The organism is Desulfobulbus rhabdoformis, from assembly GCF_016919065.1.
In the GTDB taxonomy this organism is placed as follows: domain Bacteria; phylum Desulfobacterota; class Desulfobulbia; order Desulfobulbales; family Desulfobulbaceae; genus Desulfobulbus; species Desulfobulbus rhabdoformis.
On the sequence record NZ_JAFFQA010000041.1, the window covers coordinates 20,339 to 46,850 of the forward strand.

The 26,512-nt window shown below is 53.5% G+C and carries 18 protein-coding genes, 1 pseudogene and 1 riboswitch; of the genes and pseudogenes, 1 reads left to right on the forward strand and 18 read right to left on the reverse strand.

All coding sequences use genetic code 11. The features are described from left to right. Positions 1–182 precede the first annotated feature (182 nt). The 12 genes from JWJ90_RS17860 to ccsA form a co-directional block, all read right to left on the reverse strand. A complete protein-coding gene (locus JWJ90_RS17860) occupies positions 183–917 on the reverse strand; it encodes an ABC transporter permease (protein WP_205228580.1) in 735 nt (244 codons plus the stop codon). After that, positions 914–1,753 carry an ABC transporter ATP-binding protein gene (locus JWJ90_RS17865; protein ID WP_205228581.1) on the reverse strand — a complete coding sequence of 280 codons (840 nt, stop codon included), beginning with the start codon at positions 1,751–1,753 and terminating at the stop codon, positions 914–916. The genes JWJ90_RS17860 and JWJ90_RS17865 overlap by 4 nt, the downstream gene beginning before the upstream one ends. 2 nt (positions 1,754–1,755) lie before the next feature. Next, positions 1,756–2,034 (reverse strand): hypothetical protein, encoded by a 279-nt coding sequence (locus tag JWJ90_RS17870; RefSeq protein WP_205228582.1) that lies wholly within the window; start codon positions 2,032–2,034, stop codon positions 1,756–1,758. Positions 2,035–2,057: 23 nt separating this feature from the next. Next, on the reverse strand, positions 2,058–3,098 hold the full coding sequence (locus JWJ90_RS17875; RefSeq protein WP_205228583.1) for a magnesium chelatase ATPase subunit I: 1,041 nt from the start codon (positions 3,096–3,098) through the stop codon (positions 2,058–2,060). After that, positions 3,095–5,140, reverse strand: a complete 2,046-nt coding sequence (locus JWJ90_RS17880) for a putative cobaltochelatase (RefSeq protein ID WP_205228584.1) — start codon at positions 5,138–5,140, stop codon at positions 3,095–3,097. Before JWJ90_RS17880 ends, JWJ90_RS17875 begins: the two co-directional genes overlap by 4 nt. A 144-nt stretch (positions 5,141–5,284) precedes the next feature. Further along, positions 5,285–7,063: a TonB-dependent receptor gene (locus JWJ90_RS17885; RefSeq protein ID WP_205228585.1), complete on the reverse strand. Its 1,779-nt coding sequence runs from the start codon at positions 7,061–7,063 to the stop codon at positions 5,285–5,287. A gap of 2 nt (positions 7,064–7,065) precedes the next feature. Continuing rightward, a complete protein-coding gene (cobN, locus tag JWJ90_RS17890) occupies positions 7,066–10,845 on the reverse strand; it encodes a cobaltochelatase subunit CobN (RefSeq protein ID WP_205228586.1) in 3,780 nt (1,259 codons plus the stop codon). Between the two features lies 1 nt (position 10,846). Next, the gene (locus tag JWJ90_RS17895) at positions 10,847–12,109 is read right to left on the reverse strand and encodes an ABC transporter ATP-binding protein (RefSeq protein ID WP_205228587.1); all 1,263 of its coding nucleotides are present in this window, start codon (positions 12,107–12,109) and stop codon (positions 10,847–10,849) included. Beyond that, the gene (locus JWJ90_RS17900) at positions 12,106–13,152 is read right to left on the reverse strand and encodes a FecCD family ABC transporter permease (RefSeq protein ID WP_205228588.1); all 1,047 of its coding nucleotides are present in this window, start codon (positions 13,150–13,152) and stop codon (positions 12,106–12,108) included. Before JWJ90_RS17900 ends, JWJ90_RS17895 begins: the two co-directional genes overlap by 4 nt. Beyond that, positions 13,149–14,297 (reverse strand): ABC transporter substrate-binding protein, encoded by a 1,149-nt coding sequence (locus JWJ90_RS17905; RefSeq protein ID WP_205228589.1) that lies wholly within the window; start codon positions 14,295–14,297, stop codon positions 13,149–13,151. Before JWJ90_RS17905 ends, JWJ90_RS17900 begins: the two co-directional genes overlap by 4 nt. Beyond that, entirely contained in the window at positions 14,294–15,100 is an 807-nt protein-coding gene (locus JWJ90_RS17910; protein ID WP_205228590.1) for a cytochrome c biogenesis protein ResB, read from the reverse strand. Before JWJ90_RS17910 ends, JWJ90_RS17905 begins: the two co-directional genes overlap by 4 nt. Next, on the reverse strand, positions 15,097–15,882 hold the full coding sequence (ccsA, locus tag JWJ90_RS17915; RefSeq protein ID WP_205228591.1) for a cytochrome c biogenesis protein CcsA: 786 nt from the start codon (positions 15,880–15,882) through the stop codon (positions 15,097–15,099). The genes JWJ90_RS17910 and ccsA overlap by 4 nt, the downstream gene beginning before the upstream one ends. A gap of 307 nt (positions 15,883–16,189) precedes the next feature. Continuing rightward, positions 16,190–16,373, reverse strand: a riboswitch (cobalamin riboswitch). Positions 16,374–16,818: 445 nt separating this feature from the next. On the opposite strand from ccsA, the gene cobN (JWJ90_RS17920) reads away from it, so the two are divergent. Next, positions 16,819–20,586: a cobaltochelatase subunit CobN gene (gene cobN / locus JWJ90_RS17920; RefSeq protein ID WP_205228592.1), complete on the forward strand. Its 3,768-nt coding sequence runs from the start codon at positions 16,819–16,821 to the stop codon at positions 20,584–20,586. A 259-nt stretch (positions 20,587–20,845) separates the two neighbouring features. On the opposite strand, the gene JWJ90_RS17925 is transcribed toward cobN (JWJ90_RS17920), so the two are convergent. The 6 genes and pseudogenes from JWJ90_RS17925 to JWJ90_RS17950 all read right to left on the reverse strand — a co-directional run. After that, entirely contained in the window at positions 20,846–21,295 is a 450-nt protein-coding gene (locus tag JWJ90_RS17925; RefSeq protein ID WP_205228593.1) for a tetratricopeptide repeat protein, read from the reverse strand. After that, a complete protein-coding gene (locus JWJ90_RS17930; RefSeq protein ID WP_205228594.1) occupies positions 21,283–22,158 on the reverse strand; it encodes a Tll0287-like domain-containing protein in 876 nt (291 codons plus the stop codon). Before JWJ90_RS17930 ends, JWJ90_RS17925 begins: the two co-directional genes overlap by 13 nt. Positions 22,159–22,269: 111 nt before the next feature. After that, positions 22,270–22,926, reverse strand: coding sequence for a DUF8082 domain-containing protein (locus JWJ90_RS17935; protein WP_205228595.1), 657 nt, complete (start codon positions 22,924–22,926; stop codon positions 22,270–22,272). Positions 22,927–22,950: 24 nt separating this feature from the next. Next, positions 22,951–23,661 (reverse strand): DUF4388 domain-containing protein, encoded by a 711-nt coding sequence (locus JWJ90_RS17940; protein ID WP_205228596.1) that lies wholly within the window; start codon positions 23,659–23,661, stop codon positions 22,951–22,953. Between the two features lie 264 nt (positions 23,662–23,925). Further along, a complete protein-coding gene (locus JWJ90_RS17945) occupies positions 23,926–24,669 on the reverse strand; it encodes an N-acyl homoserine lactonase family protein (protein ID WP_205228597.1) in 744 nt (247 codons plus the stop codon). A gap of 356 nt (positions 24,670–25,025) precedes the next feature. After that, a pseudogene (locus JWJ90_RS17950) lies at positions 25,026–26,330 on the reverse strand (TonB-dependent receptor); the annotation flags it as partial. Positions 26,331–26,512: the final 182 nt, after the last annotated feature.

Here is a 26,512-nt window from a genome sequence, read left to right on the forward strand (position 1 = left end):
TTTTTCTTGTAAAAGTTCCAGGCCATTCAGGCCTCATCGTTGATTGCCATCCAGGTCATGAATCCTGTAGGGTGGGCAGAGCGTTTTTTTTCTGCCCACCGGGGACCAGCAATATGTTCGTAACTCAATGTATAGACGGAGCAACTATCGGTGGGCAGAAACTTCCTGCCCACCCTACGGATCTAGTCCCGGGCTTTATTGACCGAATGCAGTGCCAGCCAAAAGAAAACCAGCCCCACGACGGTTAGCACCAGATAGTCGATCCCATCAGCCGCCTTGCCGCTGGCGGTTGCGCGAATGGCGTGTGAGGCGTGGGTCAACGGCAAACAGGAGAGCAGTCCCTGGGCCCAGATGGGGAGTTTTTCAACCGGAAAGAAGGTACCGCCCAAAAAGGCCATGGGCGTGATGATGAAGCTGGTCAAGAGGCTCTGATCCGCGTGCGATTTTACCAGCATGGCCATGCCTACCGCCAGCGAGGCAAAGACAAAGGAGTTGCCCACAATAGCCAGCCAAAACAGCGGCCCGTAATGGAGGACCACGCCAAAGGGCAGACTTAACAAAAGGATGACCACCACTCCGATTAAGGCCCGGGTCATTCCGGCAAGGACCTCACCAGCCACATAACTAAGGTTACTGATTGGTGCTGCCTGGAATTCCTCAAAGATATTCCAGTAAAAACGGGCCACATTGATATCCGTGGCAATGCCAAAGGACTGGGTCATGCTGGCCATGGCCACCAGACCGGGGATAAGAAAATGCAGGTAGGACTGGTCACCAAATTGAATCAGATCGCCCATGGCATAGCCAAAGGTAATGAGATACAAGAGCGGCGAGACCGCCATCCCTGCAAGCTGACGTTTAAAACGGTACTTGAGGATGAGCATCTCCCGCAGATAGACAGCGATAAAACCATTCATGAGAGCACCTTCTTTCCGGTAAGATGTAAAAATGCATCCTCGAGATTGACCCGTCGCAGGGTTACCCCGCAGTCCTGAGAAGCGGCGTACTCCGAGGCCTGATCCCTGGTGGCAAAATAGGTGGTCTCCATGCCTTCGCCATTCATACGATCCACCGCCCACTCACCCAGACTGGCCATCAGGGCCTGGGGCGTATTCAGGGCCACGATCTTGCCTGTATCGAGAAAAGCCACCCGAGCCGCGAGAAATTCAGCCTCTTCGATATAATGGGTGGTCAGAAAGATGGTGGTCCCGTCCTGCTGCACCCGTTTGATCAGCGACCAGATGCGCCGGCGAATAGCCGGATCGAGCCCCACGGTGGGCTCATCGAGAAAGAGGACTTTGGGTTCATGCATCAGGGCACGCGCGATCATCAACCGTCGTTTCAACCCACCGGAGAGCTGTTTCACCAGGGAATCCACTCGATCAAGCAGCTCCACATAGCTCAGCAGTTCCTCGATTTTTTGGCCCCTGGCCTGTGTGTTCATGCCAAAAAGGCGACCGTGGATCTCCAGGTTTTCCCGCACACTCAACTCATTGTCCAGGTTGATATGCTGGGGCACAAGCCCACACTGGCGCTTGGCTTCACGGGGAGATTCGACAATATCGTGCCCACCGATACGTGCCTGGCCTGAACCGATTCGAGTCAGGCCGGTCAGTATACGGATAGTGGTTGTCTTCCCGGCTCCGTTAGGGCCGAGAAAGGCAAAGAGTTCACCTGGATGCACCGCAAGATCAATGGAATCAACAGCCTTGACCTTGCCATAGAGCTTTTGCAGCTTTTCAATTCGGATCATAGTTATTGATGGTCAGTAGAGTTCTTTTGGGCTCCCCAGCGCCATGCTGGTGGCTCCCCTTTTTTCCAGACAATCCAGACAAAAATCCCGGTCAGGACCAGTTCAAACGGAACAAACAGGACCAGGGAGTCCGCCCCGCGAAGAAGCAGTGCTCCTCCAGTACTCAAACCAAGATACAGGAGGAAGACGAGCCAGCCTTGCCAGGTTGTGGGTAATCCCCAGCCATAGCCGTATCGCTTTGCCGGAAACCAGTAGGAGGAGGTATGGTGGTTCTTGTGCACAGTTATACGCTCACAGATTCAGGTTATTTCCCAGAGAGAGCCCGTTCACGCAGCGCCTGCACATTATCGGCGATCTCCATCAACGGTTGCCGCCTGACCCTATGGGGCAGGACCAGCTCCGCACTGGTGGAGATATCTGTCGAGGTTACGGTGTCGCGACCATCCAGGGCGGCCAGGGTCTTGGCAGTCTTGAGCATGATGATATCGCCGCGATGGCCATCCACCCCGACCTCAAGACAGGTGGTGGCAATCTCAAATAACAGCTCCCGTTGTATCTCGACCTTGGGATACAGGCTGCGAGCGGTGAGTAACTGGTCGGCGAGGGCTCTGGACTCTTCCCTCCATCTTTGGGCAAATCCTTCAGGATCCAGGTCAAAGGCAGCCCTTCGCTCCATGATGGCAACCCGTTCCTCGGCGGTTTGAATACCCTCGATATTGACGCAGAGCCCGAAACGATCGAGCAACTGCGGCCGCAGTTCGCCCTCCTCCGGATTCATGGTCCCAACCAGAGTAAAACGGGCCGGATGGGAAAAGGAGACCCCTTCCCGCTCGATGGTGTTCACTCCCATGGCGGCGGAATCAAGGAGCACATCCACCACATGGTCATCGAGCAGATTGACCTCGTCTACATAGAGGATGTTCCGGTGGGCCTGGGCCAGAATACCGGGCTCAATGCGCTTTTCGCCTGCCTTGAGAGCATGCTCCAGATCAAGGGTTCCCACAACCCGGTCCTCGGTGGCCCCCACCGGCAGCTCCACCACCCGCACCTTGCGCGTCACCACCTCAGGCAGGATTTCGCGGCGTGTCCCGGCGATCAGTTTGCAGATGGCGTGGTAAGATTCCAACTCTTCAACGGGGTCAAGCTGATAGGGATCATCGGCGAAAACCGAAATTTCAGGAAGGATATCGGCCAGGGCCCGCACAGCGGTGGATTTGGCCGTGCCCTTCTCCCCTCGGATAAGGACACCGGAAAGTCCTGGGTTGACGACGTTGAGCATCAGAGCCAGTTTCATTTTTTCCTGGCCAACGATGGCGGTAAACGGATAGATGGGCCTGTTTTTCATTGTTGTTGTCCTCGCACGATGTTGACCAGGGCCTCAGCCTTGAGGTCATCTATTTTAAAATATTGGGCCTCCATGGCCCCGGCCAACCGTTGGGCCAGACCAAAGGTGACCAGACCGGCCTCCTCGGTATCAACGACAATGGAGCGTATACGTTGATCCCGTGAAAGCGCCTGAGCCAGGTGCAGCGATTCCTCTACCGGTTTTCGCTCGCCTAAGGCCACATTGCATTTACCGTCTGTAATGAAGAGGACAATGGGCTGGGCGGTGGGATTCTTGATGAGGTAATTACGCACCTGCTCGTGACTTTTCGCCAGGCCCGCGGAGAGCGGCGTACGGCCGCCGACTGGCATCTCAGAAAGCAGGCGTCCGGCCATATCCACAGAAGTCGTCGGCGGCAGGTTGACTGTAGCCTCATTGCGACGAAAGGTGATCATCGAGACCTTGTCTCGCTTCTGGTAGGCATCGAGCAAAAGCGACATCACCGCCCCTTTGGAAGCGGCCATGCGGCCACGAGCCCCCATGGAACCGGAGGCATCGACCACAAAGAGCAAAAAGTTGCCAATCCGTTTTTCCCGGACCTTGGAGCGGATATCCTGGGGCCTTAACTGAACGGCAAGTTGTTGATCACCAGCCCTTTTCCGCTGCTGCTGGTAGGGAGCCGCAGCCCGCAGGGTGGCATCCAGGGCGAAATCCCCGGTATCCTGCAAGGTTGACTTGACATAACGCCCCTGTTTCTGAGAAATACGGCTGCGAGAACGACGTCCTGAGCCGCGTCGCACCACACGGTCCTTGGCGGCAGTGAGCGACTTGACCCGAAAGGTGGTGCCGATTTCAAAGACCTGCTCATCACGCCCGGTGGGTGACGTCCCTTCATCTCCTTTTTCTTCCTGAGACTGCTCCTCGGGCTGAGGTGACTCTTGGGCCTGCTCTTCTTCCCCGGATTGCTGAGGCGGGGGGGCCTCCATGCTCTCCGGGTTTTCCTCTGGTTGTTGCTGCTCTTCCTGGTGTTCCTCCTGCTCTTCCTGCTCAGAGTCGTTCTCATCCTCGGCCTGGGGAGGCTCCGGTGGCGGCGGAGGGGGCGGTGGCTCGGCATCCCGCATCCGATGCAATAAAACGAGCGGGGCTACCTGGGTGATATGTTCGACACTGACCTCATTTTTGCCCGCAAGAGCCGCCAGGGCTCGCGCCGCCTGCTCCATCACCAGGTCAGCCCGGTGTCCGGCAACATTCTTCTCCCGGCATAACTCACCGATAAAGCCGCGCAGAGCTTTGCTGATACGGACCCGTGGAAGCCGCTTGCGTCCCTGGATGATCTGCTCAGCCAAGCGCTCGCCCTCTGCCTGAAACTGTGCGGCAAATCGACAGGGATCCTGATCAAAATCTTCACGCCGCACCATCAACTCAACCCGACTTTCGGGATCATCTGAACCCGCCACCTCCAGACAGAGACCAAACCGATCGAGAAGCTGGGGGCGCAGCTCGCCCTCTTCCGGATTCATGGTTCCAACCAGAATACAGCGTGAGGGATGGCGGTATGAGATGCCCTCTCGTTCGATCCGGTTTTCGCCGCTGGCCGCGGCATCAAGGATGAGATCGACGATGTGGTCATCCAAGAGGTTTACCTCATCAATGTAAAGCAGGCCGCGATGGGCCCTGGCCAGCAGTCCCGGTGATACCATGACCCGCCCCTCGCGCAGGGTCCGCGGAAAATCAATACCGCCGCTCACCCGATCTTCGGTGGCGTTGAGCGGCAGATCAACTAGAGGGACAGCTCTGGTTGTGGTCTGTAGCTGCGGATATCTGCGGCTGCATTCCGGACAGCGCGCTTCATCGGCTTCCGGTGAGCAGTTGTTGACACAACCCTCAACCACCTCCATTGGCGGAAGCAGACCTGCCAGGGCGCGCACCATGGTGGATTTTGCGGTTCCCTTCTCCCCCCGAACGAGCAAACCACCAACACCGGGGTTCACAGCTGCCAGGAGCAATGCCTGCTTAAAGGTATCCTGGCCAACAATGGCAGCCAGAGGATAGACTGGTTTCATCGATTGTTCTCCAGTACGTGCTTTCCGTCTAACGGTGGGCAGGCAAAAAGACGCCTGCGCCACCCTACAGTCCAGATTCTTTGCCAAGTATTGAGCTGTAGGGTGGGCAGATTTTTTTTGCCCACCATAAATCCATTGAACTCATCACATTTTCCAGCTCACCCCGGCGATCCAGCTCAGGCCGGGAGCCAACAGACCATCGGCATAGTAGTAGCTGGTATCTGCCAGGTTTTTGATCTCCGTAAACAGCGCATACTGACCAACCTGGTATTCCGCCCGCATGTTTGCCAGCCAATATTCCGGGACTGTCCTGGTATTGGCCCTATTACGAAAAATTTCGGAGACGTATTTACCGGAAAAAACCGTGGTCAAGCGATCGGTCACCCGCCAGGAGCAGTCCACAGTCCCGGTATGTTCAGCCTTGGCTGGAAGATGGAGTCCGCTCTCCTCGTCAATGGCCCGAAGATAGGTATAGCCAAACTTCAGATTGAAGCCATCGACAGGTTGCCAATTAAGCGCAAGATCGCCACCGCGATAGGTCACCTCGCCGAAATTTTCATACTGCCCCACCCCGCCATTGCCGGTTACATAGGTGATTCGGTCACTCAGTTGATTGTAAAAGAGGGAGGAACGCAGACTCAGCCCTTGGATTACTTCCACAGCCAACGCCAGTGAATAATTTTGCGCGGTTTCCATACCAAGATTTGGGTTGGGCAGGGTCGAGCTGGTGTGGTTATAGCGCTGGTAAAACGAGGGGATATTGTTACTGCCGCTGTACGATGCACTCAGAGACCAACGAGGCTGTTGGTAACTCAACTTCAGCTCAGGATTAAGAACATCGTCAAAGGCAGTGTTGGCATTGGCACGCAGCCCCAAGCTCAGGGTCCAGGGGCTTGATTCCTGGTGCAGCGTCTCGCTGAAAAAAAGCGAGAAAACCTCTTCGCTCTGGTCATCAAAGGTGGTGCCGCTTGCCTGGGAAAAACGGTAACCGACCCCATAACTCAAGCTGCCCCAGTCCCCGGTATCCAGGCTGGAGCTGAGATCCTGCCCCAGTTCGTTGACCCGCAACCGCTTATCCAGCAGGCGGCTGACATCTTCGGAATGCTGATCACCCGTGTTGAAAAAGGTGGAGCTGAGCAGGCTATAGGCTCTGGCCTGAGCGGAGAGCACGGTATTGGAGTTCTCCTTACGTGAATAGGGCGTGGGATATGCCGGTAAGCCGGAAAGTCCCTTCTCAACATGAACAAAGTCAACCCCCAGGTTGAGACTCCGTTCCTCATCCAGGGTGTAATTCAGCTTCAGGCTGCCCCGTTGCCGTTTTTTATCGTTGTTGACCTTATATCCCTGGGTGGTCTCAGCCTCCCCACCCAATTCAGCACCCCAGTGACCGCTGCGTGCCTGTACACTCGTACTGGCAAAGGCTGTCCCATTGTTTCCGCCGTAGGTCTTGATGGCACCTCGCACCTTCTGAATTTTCCTGGTGGTCACAAGAATCACCCCACCGCCTGCATCCTGGCCATAGCGGACGCCCCCCTTGCCTCGATAAATCTCGATCCGTTCTACCTGGTCCGGATCCACCACATTCCAGTTCACTGACCCGTGGGAGGAAGTGGGATCGTTAATCGGACGCCCATCGACCAGGACCCGAACTTTTGAAGAGCCGTGAATATTCACCGAGGTTTCACTGGCACTCACACCAGGCACATGATTCAGCAGATCTGCCATCTTGTTCGCTTTCAGCGGTTGAATATCCTCAGCCGTCAGCACGATAGCCCCGTTCTTCTCAAAGCAGAGCCCCTGATTGAGAGGAACCAGGAGACAGGTTACACAGACCAGTACTGTCCAGAAATTGTTTCCCTTTGTTGTTCCTGCAGACAGCCCGGAAAACGACATTCCGAGTTGCTCATCGTTTTCCGAAATCATTCTTATTCGCTCCACTCCTCGACCTCGCCTTCCATCTCCAGGTAGGCGTTTTTCAGGTCCTCCTCCATTTCGCTCTCCGCCTGCCACATGCCACGGCTGATCGCCTCCAGCAGTTTGTCGAGGATATTCTGGAGGGCAAAGGGGTTGACCTCCTTCATCCATTCCTGCATCTCGGGATCAAGGGCGTAGGTTTGGGCGATCTTTTCATACATCCAATCATCTATCACCTCGCCAGTGGCATCCCAGCCCAGAACGATATCCATTACATGGGAGATATCCCCTGCCCCCTTATAGCCGTGTCGCTTCATCCCCTTGATCCACTTGGGGTTGACTAGACGGGAGCGCAACACATGCTTGGCTTCCTCGTTGGTGGTGCGGATCTTGACCCGTTTGGGATCGGAACTATCCCCCATGACCGCAAAGGGCAGCGTGCCCCGCACCGTCTTCACCGCCACGATCATACCGCCGTAGTAGTTGTAGTAATCGGTGCAGGACATCATGTCGTATTCGCGGGAATCCTCGTTCTTCACCGTGACATCCATGCGGGCAAGCTGACGACGATAGGCCATGGGCTTGGACTTGCCGTAGCTGCCCTTTCCGTAGGCATGACTGGAGTAACGGATATAGTTATTGCCCAGATCATCCTGGGTTTCCCAGTGTTTTGACTCGATCAATTCGGTGACACCGGCCCCGTAGGTACCGGGGGGACAGCCAAAAACGCGGAAGGTTGCCTCTCGCCAGGCCTCTTCTTCACTCATTCCTTCCTGGCGATACTCTTCCAGATCGCGGTAGACGTTTCTACGAACAAAATTCGACTCCATGGGCTCGTCCAGGGCGGCCACCATCTGAGCTGCCTTATCGATCAGTTCCATGAGGTTGGGAAAGGAATCACGGAACATCCCGGAAACACGGGGCACGACATCCAGGCGTGGTCGACCGAGTTTGGATGCTGGAATCACCTCCAGCCCGCTAACATTGCCGCTGCCCTTCTGCCAGACCGGTTTCAACCCCATGAGGTAGAGCACCTCGGCCAGATCATCGCCCCGGGAGCGCATGGTGGCTGTCCCATAGATAAGGATGCCGATGGAGTTGGGGTACTTTCCGGTTTCATCGAGATAGCGCTTGATCAGGGCGTCCCCCAGACACACGCCGACTTCCCAGGCCGCAGGACTGGGGATCTTGTTAGGATCAACCGAGTAAAAATTGCGACCGGTGGGCAGAATATCGGCCTGACCTCTGCTAGGTGCCCCTGAGGGACCGGGGCGAACAAATCGGCCTGCGCAGGCTGCCAGGGCTGCATCAAGCTCTTCGCTGCAGAGCCGAATATTGGGCACCAGGGTACCAGCGATATAGTTCAGGGTGGATTGAATCAAAAGGCGGGCATCTGCGGGAATGTCTGCGAGCATTTCCCCGCAGAGATCGGTGACCGCAGCTGGCTTGAAATCAAAGGCGGCCAATCGGTGGACCAGCTCCAGGGCTTTATTGTGGGCGGCCCGCAGTACCTCGCCTCCTGTCCGGTTGCCAAAGCGCGATTCACGTTTTCCGCGATTCTCCAGAACATCGTCGTAATCACAGCCCATGGCCGCAACCAGCGACTCACGCAGCGAAGGCACCGAACCGTTGGCAATTCGGGTCAACTGGACCACAAATTCGACCAAGCGCTCATCCTCAGGCGCCAGCCCCATGGTATGGAGGCCGTCGTTGATCATGGTGTCGCCCAGTTCCTCGACATAGGCATGCAGCTTTTCCAGAAACCCATCAAAATCAGCAAAGGCACTCTCTTTTGTGATTTCCAGGTCCTGATCAAGACTGGCGGCGACTACCGCCTCCCAGATCATGGGACGGAGGATATCCAGCTTGCCCGGATCCTCGCTGGTGGCGATGGCATACTCGGCCACCTTGTTTTGCACCTTGGCCAGGTCATCGTAGAGATCTGCATTGGTAAAGGCCGGAGTGAGATGATCGATGATGCAGCAGTAGGAACGGCGCTTGGCCTGGGTGCCCTCGCCCGGATCGTTGATGATATAGGGATAGATATTGGGCAGCTCCATGATGGAGAGATCCGGATAGCACTCTTCCGAGAGCCCCAGCGCCTTACCCGGCAGCCACTCCAGCGAGCCATGCTTGCCTACATGCATCACCGCGTCTGCCTTGAACACATCGCGAATCCAACGGTACTGGGCCAGATAATGATGGGGCGGCGAGAGGTAGAGATCGTGGAGCACCTTATCGATCTGCTCCAGATAGCCGCGTGGAGGCTGAATGGTAAGAAAGACATTGCCATTGAGTAGGCCTGCGAAATGGAGTTTCTCTCCATGAACAAAGAGGTCACCAGGCATGGCGCCCCAGTCTTCGCTCATCTTTTCGCGAATGGCTTCAGGCAGCTCCGCATGCCAGCCTTGGTACTGCTCGGCACCGGCGGAGGCCTCAGCACGTGCAGCCATTTGGTCCATGGGAAGCCAGCGCTGGTCGCAGGTCATCTTTTCAAGCAGGCTGTGGGCCAGTTCGTCTTTTTCAGGAAAATCGTGGTCAATCCGGTAGCCCTGCTCTTGCATACACGCAAGCAGCGAACTGACACTGGCAAAGCTGTCCAGACCGGCCGCACAGCCGATACGATCGTTACGCGGCGGGTAGTGATGAAAGACAATGGCAATTTTTCGCTCTTCAACCGGGATACGGCTTAGGCGCCCCCAGTTCAGAGCGAGACGCACAACCTTGTCCACCCGCTCCTTGATGGGCATGTATTTAGCGAGCAGAGCCCCGGTAATGGGGTCAAGGGCTTCCTGCTCGCGGGTGGCCACCGGCACGGTGATCAGGGCGCCATCAAATTCGGGCTGAGCCGCTGAAAAAGAGACATCCATGGTGGGCATTCCCTGCACCGATTCCGACCACTGGGCATAGGGAGCGGTGCAGGTCATGGCCTGGATCACCGGTACCCCCAGCGTTGTCAGCAACTCCTTAAAGGCCGGTGAAGCCAGAGTCAGGGAAAACATCAGCGGATTGATGAGCACATCGATGCGGGGCTTGTCGCCATCCATGAAGTAATCGGCCACCACATCATCGGCTCCGCGGTTTCCGCGTTCAACATCTTTGTAGCGCAGATGAAAGACCGGAATCACGTTGGCACCGGCAGCCTCGATGGAGCGAATCAGTGCATCGATAAAGGCCAGGTTGTTGTTGATCCAGTAGGTCTGGTAAAACCAGAGGCCAACGGTGATTTTTGACGGATCAATCCTGGAGGATAAATATTCCTCCTGGCTTGGAAATCCTGACAAATCAGGATGGTAGATTCCATCGTCGGGCAATGGCTGCGGTGGATGGGCAACTGGTTGCCCACCGCAGAGACGGTGCCGAAGGTGGGTGAGCAGTTGGTAAAAGTTCTGGGCGCCACCATATTGCAGATATTTTTTAATCTCGTCCCACTGAGGTGTGCCGAACTCTGTGGAAAACTGACGCGCCGCCTCAATGGAATCTTCATCGCCACTGGTGGGTTGCACATGGATGAGCGGACGCTTCTGGTCTGAAATCCCGACAAGTTGCTCTTCCAAAAGATCAAAGGCCGGAAAGGATCCCCGTCCACCGTGGAGAGAGATGATCACCACGTCCGCCTGCAATGCCTCCTTGACAAAGGCCTGATGACGGCTTTGATCAAAGAGTTGCACCTGGGTGCGGGCATGGATTGTCAGCGGTTGTCCCTGATCAAGCGCCTGCCGAACACCCTCGGAGAGCGAGGGAATCTCGGAGGCAGTGGCGGAAAAGTAACAAAGCGACAAGGACTGCATCTCAGGCCTCCTCGGGATGGTGCTGCGCAGCAGGGACACGCTGGTAAGACTCGAGCGCCTCGACCAGTTGTGAGGGAGTTGAACAGCGGTGATAGGAACTGCTCATCGGGCTGACCACCGATTTTGGATCAGCGTCTCGCAGGGTAAAGACTATCTTTTTGCTGTTGAACGCTTCCTGCAGCAGTTCCAGGTTGGCCTTGTTGCCCTCCATCAGGGGGAACCCGCTGTCGATCACCAGATCACAATCCCGTAAAAGGTTCAGGGCCTGAGTGGTTGCTTCTCCGTTGATGGGCACCAAAGGATCGACCACAACACAGTCCGCCCCCAGAGCGCTGGCCACATGAAAATCCAGATCATTGGCATGGACCACGCCGGTGGCAATGGCAAACCCCTTTCGGGCAAGCAAGCGATAAATAAGCGAACTTGTACCCATGCCACCGATAACAAAGGCTCGCCCCCGGTTGCCCTCCCCCTTGAGCTCTATTCCGCCCAAGGCGCTATTGAACTCTGCCTTGTCAAAGTCGTAGAGTCCGGTAACCGCCTTGGCGTTCAACACCTCCTCCGGCGTCCCCCAGTCACAGAGTTTTCCTTCCCGCACAAGCGCCACCCTGTCGCTGACTTTGGCCGCCACGTCAACATCATGCAGCGAAGCGATCACGGTAATACCCTTGCTCCGGCAAAGATCGCGCAGAATAGCCATCACCTCCACCCGGTGTTTAAGGTCAAGGTGAATGGTCGGCTCATCGAGCAGCAGAATCTTTGGTTCCTGGGCCAGGGCGCGAGCCATCAGCACCTTCTGCCGTTCGCCATCGCTGAGATCGGCAAAGGGCCGTTCTGCCAGATCCAGGGCATGAACCGCCGCCAATGAAGAGCTGATGCTCACTTGATCCTCGCTGCGCAGTCTTCCCAGATAATCCGTATGCGGATAGCGCCCCAGAGCGACAAACTCGTACACGGAAAACAGGGGGGGGCTTAACTTATCGGTGAGGACAACCGCCATGAAGCGGGCGAGTTCCATGGCGGGAAGATCCTCCAGAGGCCTGCCTTGCACCCTGACTTGACCGGCCATGGGGGAAAGATGGCGCGATAGGGTGCGGAGCAAGGTTGTTTTTCCGGCGCCATTGGGGCCAAGCAGGCTGATGAACTGGCCGGGGAGACAGCTGAAATTGAGCTGCCTGAGAATAGGCTTATGGCCATAGCCGACATCCAGGTCATGAATCTCAAGCAGGGGAGCTTGATCGTACTGATAGAGGTTTGCGTTCATAGTTTGACCCTCCGTTTAAGCAGAAGCATGATGACGATCGGGGCGCCGAAAAAGGCGGTGATTGCAGAAAGCGGCAGCTCCACCGGTGCCATGACCGAGCGGGCGATCAGGTCGCAGAGGCTGGCGACCAGCCCCCCCATGAGGCAGGCACCGGGAATGAGAATACGGTTATCCGAGGTGCCAAAGCCCAGTCGTGCCATATGCGGCACTGCCATGCCGACAAAGGCCACGGGGCCGGCCATGGAGGTGACCATACCGGCAAGCCCGCAGGAGCAAAGCAGGATCAGCAACCGAAAACGTCTGATATTCACCCCCATGGAGGCGGCATACTCCTCGCCCAGCAAAAAGGCGTTAAGTGGCTTGCTCTGCAGGTAAAGCAAGACCATTATCGCGCCCCCCACGACTAACAGCAGCCAGATCTCATTCCACTTGAAGCCCGAAAAGCTTCCCAACTGCCAAAGAACAAACCCCTTGATCTTTTCCTTCTCAGCAAAGGCGGTCAGAATGGCGCTGACCGCACCGCAGAGGTAGCCCATCATCAGGCCGACAATCAACAGGGTCACCCCGCCCTTAACCCGGGAGGCAATGGCGAGCACGATCAACATCACGCCATAGGCCCCGGCAAAGGCGGCCAGGGTCGAGATAAAGGGGGTGAACAGGGTCCAACTCACCGTCACCGAGGTCAGCATGACAAAGGAGACCATGAGCGTGGCACCGGAGCTGATGCCAAGGATATAGGGGCCGACAATGGGGTTGCGAAAGTAGATCTGCAGCAGGAGCCCGGCAGCAGCCAGATAGGCCCCACCAAAAACGGCGGCAATGGCCCGGGGAATACGGATATTCCAGAGAATGAAGCTGATGGTCGATTCATCCTGAGGATGGGTCAAGGCCTGCCAGAGTTGGGGCAGGGTGAAATGAATCGAGCCAAAGCCAACATTCAGCACCAGCATGACCAGGGTCAGCACTGCAAGCAGTCCAAAGACCAGGGGAGCCCGGCGCACTGAGATGGGGCGCAGATCACAACAGCTTTGGGCGGTGCTCATAGGGATTTCTCCTCCTGGGGTTGGGGATCTGCATCAGGCAGCTCGGTGAAATAGCGCAACCTATAGTTGGGATAGGCTTCCGGGTGAAGGATGGCACTGATCTCGAGGAGGATATCATCGAGTTTATCCGCTGACTGCGAGTAATGGGGCAAGGGCGCGTACACCTTTCCATGGCGCAACGGTTTGATATCCTTGATCAGCGGATTCATTCGTGCCAGAGCGGCTTTAGAGGTGGCGCCCATATCCGGAGAGCGGTAGGTAAAAAAAATATCCGCATCTTTGCCCGAATAGAGGAAACGCTCCACCGTGATCTCGATACAGGAGGTGCCAAATACATCCTTAAACTGATAGGCGGATTGAGCCAGCCCCACCAGTTCTCCCACCCAGGCATTGCCCGGTTCGACCATGACCCGCTTTTCATAGATATCGCCCCACATTACCTTGGGCTCATAGGTTGCAGCGGCAGTCCTCGCACGGATCTCACTCAGCGCGCTGTCGATACGGGCAAAAAACGCATCCGCCTCCTTTTCCTTATGGAAAAACGGGGCGAGAAACTGGACAAAACGCATGCGGGCATTGAGACACATGGCTGTGGGCGTGGTGGTCACCGCTGCCGGTATCTTCAGGTCATCAAGCAGGGGAATGATGGAGGGATCCCAGGTGAGCACCAACTCCGGCTCAACCTGTTTGAGCCGTTCGTAATCAATGGCTGCGGCATCGCCGACATAGCTGATCTTTCCGGTCTGCATCCCCCGTACGATCTCAGGGATATACCAACGATTTTTGGGAGTGGTTACCCCGACCAGGGAATCCTCGAGCACGCCCAGAGCGCGAAGGACCGCAATATCAAAAAATCCATAGGCCACTATCCGCTGCACCGGTACCCGCACCACCTGATTTGGGGGGCAGTCCGTGGGCATGGGGGCATCGCGGGGAACAAGCACCAGAGTACGACCGGCCCCGTCGCGGACCTCGGTACGCGTCGGTGAAATCCGATGCACTGCAAACTCTCCGATCTGAAGAAAGGCGGGACGCTCCGCCTCATCCCCGCTTGCTGTTTTGGGGGTGTTCTCCTGTCGGCATCCTGCGGTAAGCAGGGCCAGCAGGCAGCAGGCCACCAGACCGATAACCAGTGTTTTTTTCATGATGAATGTTTCTCCCGAATCATGACCCAATCAAAGAAATAGAGCAGGAGGCCCAGTGAAAAGAGGCCCATGCCCACCAGGTAGATGCCAACCCCGGGGTCCTTGCGGATAGAGAGATCGACTCTGGTTTTTCTATTCATGCCGCCCTTTTTTTTGGGGGCGAAATTTTTCAGATGGAGACTGTATCCCTGAAATCTTACCGGCCGGGTGCAGCTGAGCACAGCCTCGCGCTGGGAGTTCCCATCATCAAGCTGCAGGCGAAAACGGGCGGTGATGACCGCATCGTCAAAAAATGCCAGGCGCTTGCCGTGGTAGTAATCAGGCTCATAGGCAAGCAGGGAAACCGTACCGCCGGTATCTGGTAAGGAAAGGCTGGAACCCGGCACCAACGTACGGCCGGTTAGTACATCGGTGAAAAGATAACTGCAGAGGTAGCCCAAAAGAATGACGATAAGGGCGTAATGCATGACATGCGGTGCCAGCTTACCCAGCCACTGCCCCCCTCCACGCCTGGAGGCAAACAGTTGTTGCACCCGATTGGTGGTGCAGACAAAGGTGTTCAGGGAGAATGCGGTAAGCAGTACCAGGAGCAGAAAAAACCAACCGGTATGCTGGAGGTTGTACAGCCCATAGGTCTTGCTCCAGGCCCAAAGCCCCATATCGTTGAGAGGGGTAAAGATCGGTGTCTTCCGTTCAAGGCAGAAATAACCCCAGATCAGATCCATGGTGAGAACAATACAGAGAACTATCGTCAGATTGATGGAGCCCAGCCGGTGCCAGAGCGATGTTCGTCTTGATTTCATGGCAGCACCACCGGGCGGAAGGGACCAAAATCAGGTAGGCAACTCATGGCCAGCACTACAAGGCCGCCAAAACCGATAAATGCCGCTCTGAGCTGCAGGTTCCATGATTTTGTCAGGTGGAGATGGAGTACACAGGCATAGAAGAACCATCCTGCCAGGGTTAGTGTCAGGGCTGGATCTTGCCAGACGACAGGCGTCCCCCAGCCCAGGTAACACCAAAGTTCGCCACAAAACATGGAGATGGTCCAGAGGCCAAAGCCAAGGGCGGCCCACCCCAGAGAGTGTTTCAAAGCAGTCAATGGTCGAATATTCTCAGGCAATGCCGTGGCAAAAGGCCAGGCCGAAAGCGCCCAAAGTGCACTAATAGCGCAAGCCCCTTTGGCAAAAAGAGCAAACCAGAGAAAGGCGTGACTTAAGTACGTCTTTGACTTGAGAAAAGGAAGGTAGAAATCCTTAGGGAAGAGGAGAGCAACAACGATGAGGGCAACACAGAGCAAGAGCCCCAGACGCAGGACGAACCAATGCGTAAAAGCCCTCAGCCCACCAAGAAAGGCAAGCATCAGGGCAAGGCACAACGGCAGGGCCAGCGCCCCCAGATGCATCGGCAACATGGGCCAGCTCTGCATATAGCGGCTATAAATGGTGAAGCTATTGCAGCCGAGAGCGGCAAAAAACAGGAAGGGAAAAACAAACCGTTTTGTGGAAACAGGCCATGATACGACAAAGGCGGCCAGGTAAAAAAGCGCTGCAAGCTGCAGAGTGATACGGGCAGGATCAGTCATGCTCCCACCTCGTCAAGTGGCAATTCAGCGGCGTTACAGTCTTGCTGTATTGCATTGAAAAAACAAAAAAATCTGTCCGCATTTTGAACGTATCAAAAAGACGGATTGATCTTCGCTTTGCTGTTTTGCTGGCCTGTAATGGTTGCATAACTCCTCGCATGGTGAGCTGATGGAGTTGACAACGTAGGCGGCCTCGGTCTGCGCACCTGGGCTTGACAAAAAAAAATCCCGGATCGAAAAAATCGATCCGGGATAGCCCTATTTATCCGCAGAAATATATACCGGGTACGCCGCCGTCCACGCAGTCGTCTCCTTTACCATTCAGGTAGGTCTTCTGACTTCCGAATCATTCTACTGACTGCGTCTTCCCAACCTCTTGGGGTCAGTGACATCTTGCAGCGTTCGTCCTCGGTCACAGCGGCGGGCCCGTCCCCGAATTACACGGGGTTCCCTTTTACGTTCTCTCGAACACCTGAACTAGGCATGCATAGAACCTATACAATCAAGATTGTCAAGATTTTTTTCTTTTAATTTCTTGCAGCGCAAAACGATTGAAATGAAAGAGTTCCAGACCTTTTCAGTGATTCAATTTTTCACCAACCAACTCTGTATACGTTATTCTTCTCCCATGTCACCAGTAAGCAGAGCAACCACAATGTGAGGTAAAATTCGTTAAAAAAAAGAAAGAGTGCCCAAAAAATGAAGTAAATTTTTTATCCCTTCTCGTAGAAACAAATCGGGAACAGAGCAAAACAGTACAACTCAAAAAGCCATTGTAGATTGCAAAGGAAGCGTGTAGGAGATTAGGGTCTGCTAGACGACCAACTCTTTTTCTGCTTTATCAACACGGCAATCATTACCTTTTCCGTTTTGCATTCATCATAGAATTGAGATAACCAATAAGAGTTTATTGCACCCGCAACCGACAGTGTTCCCATGAAAAACCCCAGCAAAAGATGGACCCTGGTCTATTACAGCGTATCGTCCAATGAAATCCCCAATCTCAGCCTGGCGATCTCTCGGTATAAACGGAAAGTTGGGCCGATCGAAGTATTTGCACGTTCGCGCTCCCAGCTTGAAAAAAACCCTCAACGCCAGCAGGAGTTCATTGAAAAAGCCTTAAGCGCCGATGTATTGGTGCTCACCCTCATGTCCGGAAGTCTTTCTTTTCCGGCATGGGAAAAACTGTGCGAGCAGATTGAACAGGCCCGAAACCAAGGCGCCCCGCTCCCCTACATCCATATCCAGCCCACCGGAAGCAGCCCGGCAGTGCTTGAATTGGTTCGAACCTATGCCGACAGCCATGCACAGGGACACTGGCACACGCTCAACCAGTATCATAGGCATGGCGGCATTGATAATTTACACAACCTTCTCACCTGCCTCTCCAATATCTGTTGTGCCACCGACCTGCCCTGCCCTCCGCCTGTGCCACTGCCCTTTGATGGCATCTACCATCCGGACCTTGATTATATTCCAGACCATTCCCGCTACTTGCAGGATCTTGACCCCACAAAACCAACTGTTGGAATCTGGTTCTATCAAAATTTTTGGGCGACAAAAAATTGCGCCCACATCGATGCCCTTATCCATGAGATTGAAAGACAGGGAGCAAACGTCCTTTGCGTATTTCACATGCGGTTCAAGGATCGCCTGCTGGGCAACAATGGACCAGAAGAAATTATAGAAAAATACTTCCTTGACCAGGGGACTCCCGTCATCGATGTATTGCTCAGCCCGGTCATGTTCAGCCTGGGCATGGGTGCTGACGCTTCACACCCGCTCAACCGTCTTGGCGTGCCGGTAATCCAGGCCTTGTCCACAGGCCAAGACCTTGCAGCCTGGGAACAAAGCTCCCAGGGATTGACCAATGTAGATATTACCATTGGTGTCGCTCAACCCGAGCTTGATGGGGTTCTCATTGGTGTACCTGTTGCGGCCAAACAGACCACAGCTATGGATCCTCTCACAGGTGCGGCAATCAATACCTATCTGCCCTTAGGCGAGCGGATTGAAACAATCGTCCGCCTGTCAATAAACTGGGCCAGACTGCGTCACCTCAAAAACAGTGAGAAAAAGATCGCTATCGTCTTTCACCATTACCCGCCAAGAAATGACCGCATTGGCTGCGCTTCCGGTCTGGACAGTTTTACCAGTGTCAAGATCCTCATCGATCGACTTTTAGACCAAGGGTACACGATTGAGAGCCCTTATGAAAACGGTGATCATCTGGCCGCTGAACTGTGCAGCCGTCTCACTGCAGATCAACGCTGGTTGCTGCCCGAACAGATGGCGCACAAATGCGAGGCCTCCATTGACTGTGAAACGGCCTTGCAATGGCACAGACAGATTGATCCCAAACGACAGCTGCAACAGAAAGGAGATTGGGGGGAGTTTCCCGGGGAACTCTTTGTCGATGATGGACAGATGTATTTTCCGGGACTGATAAACGGCAATGTATTCCTGACGATCCAACCGCCACGGAGTGCTTTTGAGGCGGTTGACCAACTCTACCACAGCCAGAGCCTGTCCCCGCCCTACCCCTACACAGCGCAGTACCGCTGGATCAAGGAAATTTTCGGGGCGGATGCGGTACTCCATATCGGCAAACACGGTTCACTGGAATGGCTTCCGGGAAAGGCGGTGGGACTCAGCGATTCCTGCTGGCCGGACCTTACGCTGCTGGAGCTCCCCAATATCTATCCTTATATCATCAACGATCCAGGAGAGGGAACCCAGGCCAAACGGAGAGGGAATGCCTGTATCATTGACCACCTGCCTCCCGCACTAACTAATGCCGACCTTGATCCAGACCTGGTCGAACTGGAGAGCCTGCTCAGTGAATACAGAGAGGCCCTGGTACAGGATCAGGGCAAAATATCCGTCCTGGGTACAATGATCTGGAAAGCAGCGACAGCCAATGCCCTGACCTTGGATCTCGAACTTAAAAAACCGCAAACAGACGAACAGTTGCAGGCAATGGTTGATGCTCTGCATCAATATCTTGGAGAGATAGCCGACACCACAATCACCGATGGCCTCCATGTGCTCGGGATGCCGCCTCAAGGGGAGCAGTTGGTTGAAACCCTGGCACAGTTCACCCGCTTGGAAAACGCGGGAACGCCTTCCCTTCGTGATGCGGTTCTCGAGGCATTGGGTTATTCTCCCGAGCAGTGCAAAAACATTTCTGCAAGCAGCAAGGATTTACCTCCCCACGCTGTTGAAATCGCTGCCCAAGCCCATCAGTGCTGCCTTGACCTGCTCAGGGATCTGCTTGCAGAACCTGAAGACATTGCCGCTCTTTGCCTGCGATATTTCAACAGGCCAGCAGAAAATATTGCCCTGATCCTGGAGGCTGTTCGCGATGACTTTCTGCCACGACTGGAACAAACAGATCATGAACTTACTGCCGTGCTCAGCGCCCTTGATGGTCATTTTGTTCTCCCCGGTCCCTCCGGGGCACCAAGTCGGGGCCAGGTCAACATTCTTCCCACGGGACGCAACTTTTACTCCGTTGATCCCGGAAAAATCCCTTCTCCTGCAGCCTGGAAGGTTGGGCAACGGCTTGCGGAAGCAGTCCTCAACCGCTACCTGGCAGAGAACGAGCAGTATCCTGCCAGCATAGGCATGGTACTCTGGGCAAGCCCGACCATGCGCACCAAGGGGGATGATGTCGCCCAGATCTTGGCCCTTATGGGGCTTCGGCCGATCTGGCAGGCTGGTTCGGGAGTGGTACGCGGACTCGAGGTTATTCCCCTGGAAGAGCTGGGACGACCGCGCATTGACGTGATACCACGTATTTCCGGAATCTTTCGTGACGCCTTCCCACTCCTTGTCGATCTCATCGACCAGGGAGTCTCCATGATTGCCGCATTGAACGAGCCCACTGAAGATAATTATTTGCGGAAACATGTTCTCCGGGATGAACAGCATTGGCTGGATCAGGGCCTGGACCCGCAACAGGCGCACAGAAATGCGACATTTCGCCTATTCAGCGCTCCCCCCGGGTGTTACGGAACCGGTGTGACCGAATTGGTGGAAACGAAACGATGGAACAACGCGGATGAACTCGGTGAAATGTACATTGGTTTTTCTTCGTATGCTTACGGAAAAAATGTGTATGGCGAGGCCTCGCCCCAGATGTTTCGCCGTGTCCTTGGGCGCATGGAGGCAACGGTAAAGAACGAAGATTCACGGGAAAAAGACATGATGACCTGCACCGATTTTTACAGTCATCATGGCGGACTCATCTCTGCGGTTCGCTCCGTTCGTGGCCAACTGCCTTTCTCAGTTGCCGGGGATAGCGCGGACCCCGAACATGTTCTTGTGCGAACAACACGCGAAGAGGCACGGCATATTGTGCGCGCCCGGATATTAAACGCCAAATGGCTCAACGGCCTGAAACGGCACGGATTCAAAGGAGCAGGTGATATCTCCAAGGCCATGGACATCATTTTCGGTTGGGATGCCACCGCTGATGTGATTGACGACTGGATGTACCAGAAGATGAGTGAAAAAGTGGTTTTTGCCACTGAAATGCAGGAGTGGATGCGCCGGGTCAACCCCTATGCCCTGCAAAATATCATCGACAAGTTATTGGAAGCAGAGGCACGCAACCTCTGGCAAACCGATCAGCGCACTCTGGAACACTTACGTCAGGTATATCTCGAGGTAGAAGGAGAGATTGAAGAAATCAACGAGTGAGATAATCGGGAGCCGAAAAAGGTCTTATCCCATTGACTGTACGTAGGCTTTATGAATCCAGGCATCTCCCTCCTCTTCGGTGAGTTCTTCGAGCTTTTCTCTCTGGGAGCACAAGAATTCCTGAGAATACTGGTGCACATACGCGTCTATCTCTAGTTTTTTCTCCTGACTGAGCTTCTTAAATATCTGAATTTGAATTCGATTTAACATATTGTTTTTTTTATTTTTGATTACCACTGAATATTTTTTTCAAGATTCCCTAAGGCTGAGTTCCTTCCCGGGAGGTTGAGCCAATAGCCTCCAAATTCTTTCTCGCCCGACTATTGTCTGGATCAAACTCAAGCCCCTTTCGATAGGCCTGCCGCGCTTCTATCAGGTTATTCTGGGATGCATAAATATCCCCCATGTTGAAATACGCCTTTGCAAGAGTGGGATCGAGTGCAACTGCCTGCTGATACTGCTCCAGAGCCAGCTCATATTTTCGTGATCGTTCCAGTTCATAGGCGTATTTATAGTGGAGGCTGGCATCGCCCGTACACACTTCCACAGCCTGACGGTACAGGGCCCGCCGCTTGATAAAACTCTTTTCCTTGTTGATCTTGTCATGTAAAAATGCGCAATCTGCTGCAAGGCTACGTTGCGGGAGCCAGCCCCACCCCAATAATCCCATCATGGTAGCGAGCAGGCTCACAACAATTATTTTTTGCATCGTTCAAGCAGCTTCTTGGTGCTGATACGCATACGGTCAATGGCCCGGGCAAGAGCCCCGATTTCATCGCTTGCCCCATGCTCAACTTTTTCTTCAAGGTTTTTCCCCAGACTGATTTCCGTGGTCCTATTTTCCAGCATGGTAATCGGCCTAACCAGATATCCATTAAAGAACACCCAGATCACCACAACCAACAGGGCTATTCCTCCCAGCCCGAAAAGAAAAAGAGTCAGAGCCGAGTGTTTCGCCTGCTCCAACGCCGTATGGATGGGCACATAGGTGATAAACGAGGCGACAGTTGCACCCTGTTTCCAGTTGTAGCCGTTTTCCGTGCCGTAAATTTCTACCTGGTCCCTTGGGGCATCATCAGGATTGCCGTGACAGCGGAGGCATTTTTTACCAACTTTAACCGGACGGGCAAAATAAAAAAACCGCTCGCCGTCTTTTTCCAGGATTCCTTCCTTGGTCTTCAGCTCCTTATTGGCCTCAAATTCGGCAATGATGGCCAACTCATCGGCATCGGCCTTATTGGGTGCATAGAGAGGATCAATGGTGGCCTGTTTAAAGCGATACTCCGGCAACTCTTTGGCAAATTCATCCCAGACCCCTCGAGTAAAGGCAAAGCCCGACATCAAGGTAGGATAGAAACGCTCTTTTTCCACAATATCCATGACAAGGGGCCGCTGTTCGTCACGGAAAAATTTCCGGGATGACTCAATAAAGGTAAAAACGATATTTCCCTTTGCCCGGGCCTCCTCCATGGCGTTATTGACGGTAAATTGATAGCTGAGATAGGCAAACAGGCAGGCTGCTATCAGGCTGATGACTCCAATAATGAGAATAAAACGTAGACGAATACTCATGAGACCTCCAAGGTTTCGACGCAGGTGGTCGAAGAGTGCCTTTGGTTCAAGACACGCTTTCAAAAAAGCAATGCATTGGTTTGTATCTGGGAGAAAAGGAATTGGTGCCTGTTATCTAACCGCTGCAATTGCAGCAAGGGCCCCCTGTTTGAACTCCTGAGCCAGTCCTTCTTCATCCACCTCGTCAAGAAGCAGATCAACCAACTCAGCAAGCCGTGAATGTCGGGCAGGCCCCTTTTTTTGCCAGGAAACAATGGTATCCTGTAGAATCATACCGGCAACGGGGCCAATCGCCTCAGCCAAGGCACCTTCGATCACACTGAAAAACTCCTGTAAGTCTTCTGCTGGGGCCGCATCCTGCACCACCTGTCCTGCGGCCTGTACGGTTTCCCCATCTTGTTTTTCCTGGGCGCCCCAACCACGCTCAAGCTGTTCTTCCATATCTGCGGCCAACATGGCAGCCGTGGTTGCCACCAGAGAACAGTTGGCCTGGGTGTTACAGATGGTAAGCAGAATGGACTCATTGCCCAGAGGCGTACTCACCACAGTACAGTTATCAAAGCGGAAATGACTCCCAGCTAAATCCAACCCGTTCATCTTTCCCATTTTGCACATTCGTACGAGAAAAGATCCAACCTTAATCAGCACGTCCGTGGCTATGTTTGCCTCTGAGTTGGTACACAGGGGCCCCTCGTTTCGATCAAAGATGCAAGAGCCGGTCACGCCGGGAATAACTGAAATTTCATCAAGGAGTTTATTGAGAGCCATGGCAGACTGAACGTATTCTTTAGATTATTTGCGCGTGAGAGCCTTGCGCAGCTTGGGGTACACATCAGCTATATCCGCATCACTGGTAAGATGAAGCCCAATAATGGCTCCGGTGGCAGGCACAATGAACACCACGGATTCATCTGCCAGGCGGATGCGGATATTATGCAAGCCCTTCGCCCCAAGAGCCTCGCGCATTTGAATACCGCTGACAACACAGTAGGCAATAAAATCTGCCATTTTTTGGTTGTTGCAGGACTGAGCGACCAGCTTTCCCTGACGATTGAGCAGGTAGCACTCCTCCACCCCTTCAATGGCCAACAGATTACTGGTGAGCGTTGCAAGCGCAGCCTTCATCGACGCCTTTTTCCCCTGCTTGCCGGAAGTCGGCTCCTTTGCATGCTGCGCGGCCCTGCGTTCATCGTTTTTGGTAGAGGCGGTCAGAAGGATATGTGCCAGCGGTTGGCTGATAGTCTGAGTCGGCGCCTGGCCCGTGGCCAGATAAAAGGATGCATTTTCCCAGGAAAGAATGGAGTAGATAGCATCAAGGCCCTGCAGTTCTTTGTGCTGCGCTTGAATGAGGTTTCCTTCCTGGAAAAATATCTTGCCCAAAAGCTCCCCCTGGGTCACCACCAGGGTACAGCTTTTCCGCTCGTGTTCCAGGAGCTGAAGAAATGAGGCAAGTGATATACCATCAATAAATTTGGCATTCGTGGGGGCTTGAGGCTCTCTCATCGAAGATTGGCTTTACTCAAAAGATTTAAGAGTTACGGCAGGTAAGAAATTTGTTCCACATAAGGAACCCTATCACATTCTCTCAATTTTCATGAATAAATTTTATTTAAAATTTCGGCTCCCACAGAGGTAAAACTCCATCCTCTTGAGGATAAGACCTTTCTCTGAATCCTTGACAAGAGGTGGGTCGAAACAGAGCCAAGAAAAACTCAGAAATGTAAAAGAGCGAGCGGAAACACAGTCCGCTCCAGGGGACGGCATGAGTCAAATACTCTCCATGCTGGCAAAGGCAGGTTCATGCAGCGGTAAGAGAATATCACCCATTGATTTCACCTTCTCCACAATATCGTAGGCCTGGTAGACATTCACGTGAGTACCAGGAGGGATGACCTCCATTTCCATGGCCTTGATCTGTTTGGGTGGGTCCAGGTTTTCCATAATCACACAAAATCCCGTAATAACGGCTGTTCCCTTTGTTGTATTGATCATAATGGACAAGCCGCCCTCGGTGTGCGCCGGTGTATGCACCACACGAATTCCGGGCAGGAGTTCACTGTCTTCCTTGACGACTTCAATCTGACCGTTTTCTTCCACCTCATAAATGAACTCTTCATTGTAGCGAAAATCGAGGGGGTGCGGATTGTGAATGGACTCCAGTTCTTTTTCATGCACATAAATCCTGGCGTTGACACATTTATAATCATTTTCACAGTGGTCGTTGTGCAAGTGGGTGTGAATGACCACATCGATATCCTCGGGCTTGAGTCCCCATTTGGCGAGCCCCTCTTCAAAGGTATAGATTCGTCCGCCAATGGCCTTTTCTCTGTCTTCCGAACGGATCGGCCCCATTTCCCCGGTATCAACAAGTATTTTTTGATCCCCTCCTTCAAGATACCAACAATAAATGGGAATAGTGAATTGCGTACCTGAACCGTACTGGTAGGTCATCATGGATTTATCAAAGACCTTTGTCCCCATGACAATGGGATGAATGGTATAGGTGGTCATATGGAGTACTCCTTGTGGTCTTATGTGTGAATTTCAGGCAATACAGAACCTATAAGAAACGGCTTTGAAACAATTGCCCCAAAGCCGTCAGTATAAAACGTTCTATGATGTTATCGTATATCAAACAGCCATTTCAACTATCAAATGCACCCGAACAATAACCTGAATTTCTCAAGGGTGTCTTGAATAATTAGATTTTTCAATCAAGGTCAAGGCATGCGAAAAATTTTACCGCAGGCATATACTTGATATCGGAGTCTTCGCTTACCTCCGAGGATAAAATTTTCCGCATAACGAGGTAAGCGCCAGATTCCGGGAGATTGGCAGAAAAAGCAATTATTCAAGATGCCCTCAAGTTAGAATCGCACACTCAGACCTGCTTCGATATAAAACCCATCCAACACATAGTATGAGGTCGCCAGGGTACCGCCGGGGCCGGTTAATTCGGCATCACTGTTAATAGCCCGCTCAACCTCTTCATCAAGAATATTCTTTGCCAAAACCCAGAATTTATACTCATCCCAGGAGTAGGACACCGAGGCGTCAAAGGTAGTCTTTGTCGGATAGGTCACCCGGTTGGTATAGTCAAGGTAGTACTCACCGGTGGTGATCGCATCAATACTCGCCTTCAATCCCTCGTAGGGATAAAAATCAAGACCAACACGGCTAGTGAACTTTGGAATACCATTGACCTTATAGCCATCGAGATCAACCTCTACCCGTGTATTGGAGGGATGCTCATAGACTCTGGCTGTACCTCCTTTCCATTCCGCATTGATCCAGGCTCCTGAAATACGGTACCCAAGCCATGACAGAGGCCGACCATCAAGTTCCAGCTCAAGACCAAAAGTTTCGGCATCACCGGTATTTTTCTGGCCCATATAGCTCCCGCCCTCGTAATAGCCGCTGAACTTATCTTGAGTCTCCGTATAGTATCCGGTTATTGCGATGTTGAGGGCCTTATTCACATGATGCTTGTAACCAATTTCATAGGTCAGAGATTCTTCGGGTTTCAAGTTCTCGGGCAAATTGTTGGGGCTACCATAGTTGCCGGCCCAATAGTAATACTGAGGGCTTGGAAACCAGTAGTTGCGGCTTAAAGAAAGGTAGACATTGGCATTGGGGGCAAAATGATAGGAAGGCGCTACCGTCCAGCTCCACATGGTATCATCGATATCAAGGTGCGAGGGTTCTTTGGTCTCAAAGGTCATATCAACATGATCGACCCGGTTCCCCACTTTCACCCCCCAGTGTTCTCCAAAAAGAAAGTCGTTGTCCCAATAGAGCCCTGTAGTGGTTTCATCAAGATCTACATCATACTTTGCAGTACTTCGGGTGCCTGCGGTATCGTAGGGGTAGGTTCTGCGCTGGGTAAAGTCGATGCGTTCCAAACTCAGACCCACAGTGGGGGTATAAGAGACCGGACCAAAATCAAAGCGGTAGCCGCCGGAGAACGTTGCCGTGTAGGTGTCCTGCTCACGGTCATCCACATCGCCCCGGGAAGTAGAGCTTGAGGTGAAAATATCCTTAGTATCGTAGTATTCCTCGTTGTAATAGGTGTAGGCTAAGGTGCCATCGGCAAAAAAACGCTCATCTTTATGGGTAAAATCAATAGCATACACGCCTGATTCCTGCTCTTTGCTGTTGTTCCACACCAAATCGCCATCGGTCTCAGATTCGGGGAAGTGACTGGAACGCCGGTAATGATCTAGTTGCTGTAGATTCGCATTCCCGCCGCCCCGAAAATCCGCTTAAATTCTCATGAAGCATTACCAGTAACGAGAAAGTCTCTACCAGTCAAAGTAAGAAAAATGATCACCACGTGGTGTGGTCGTGGATTGCA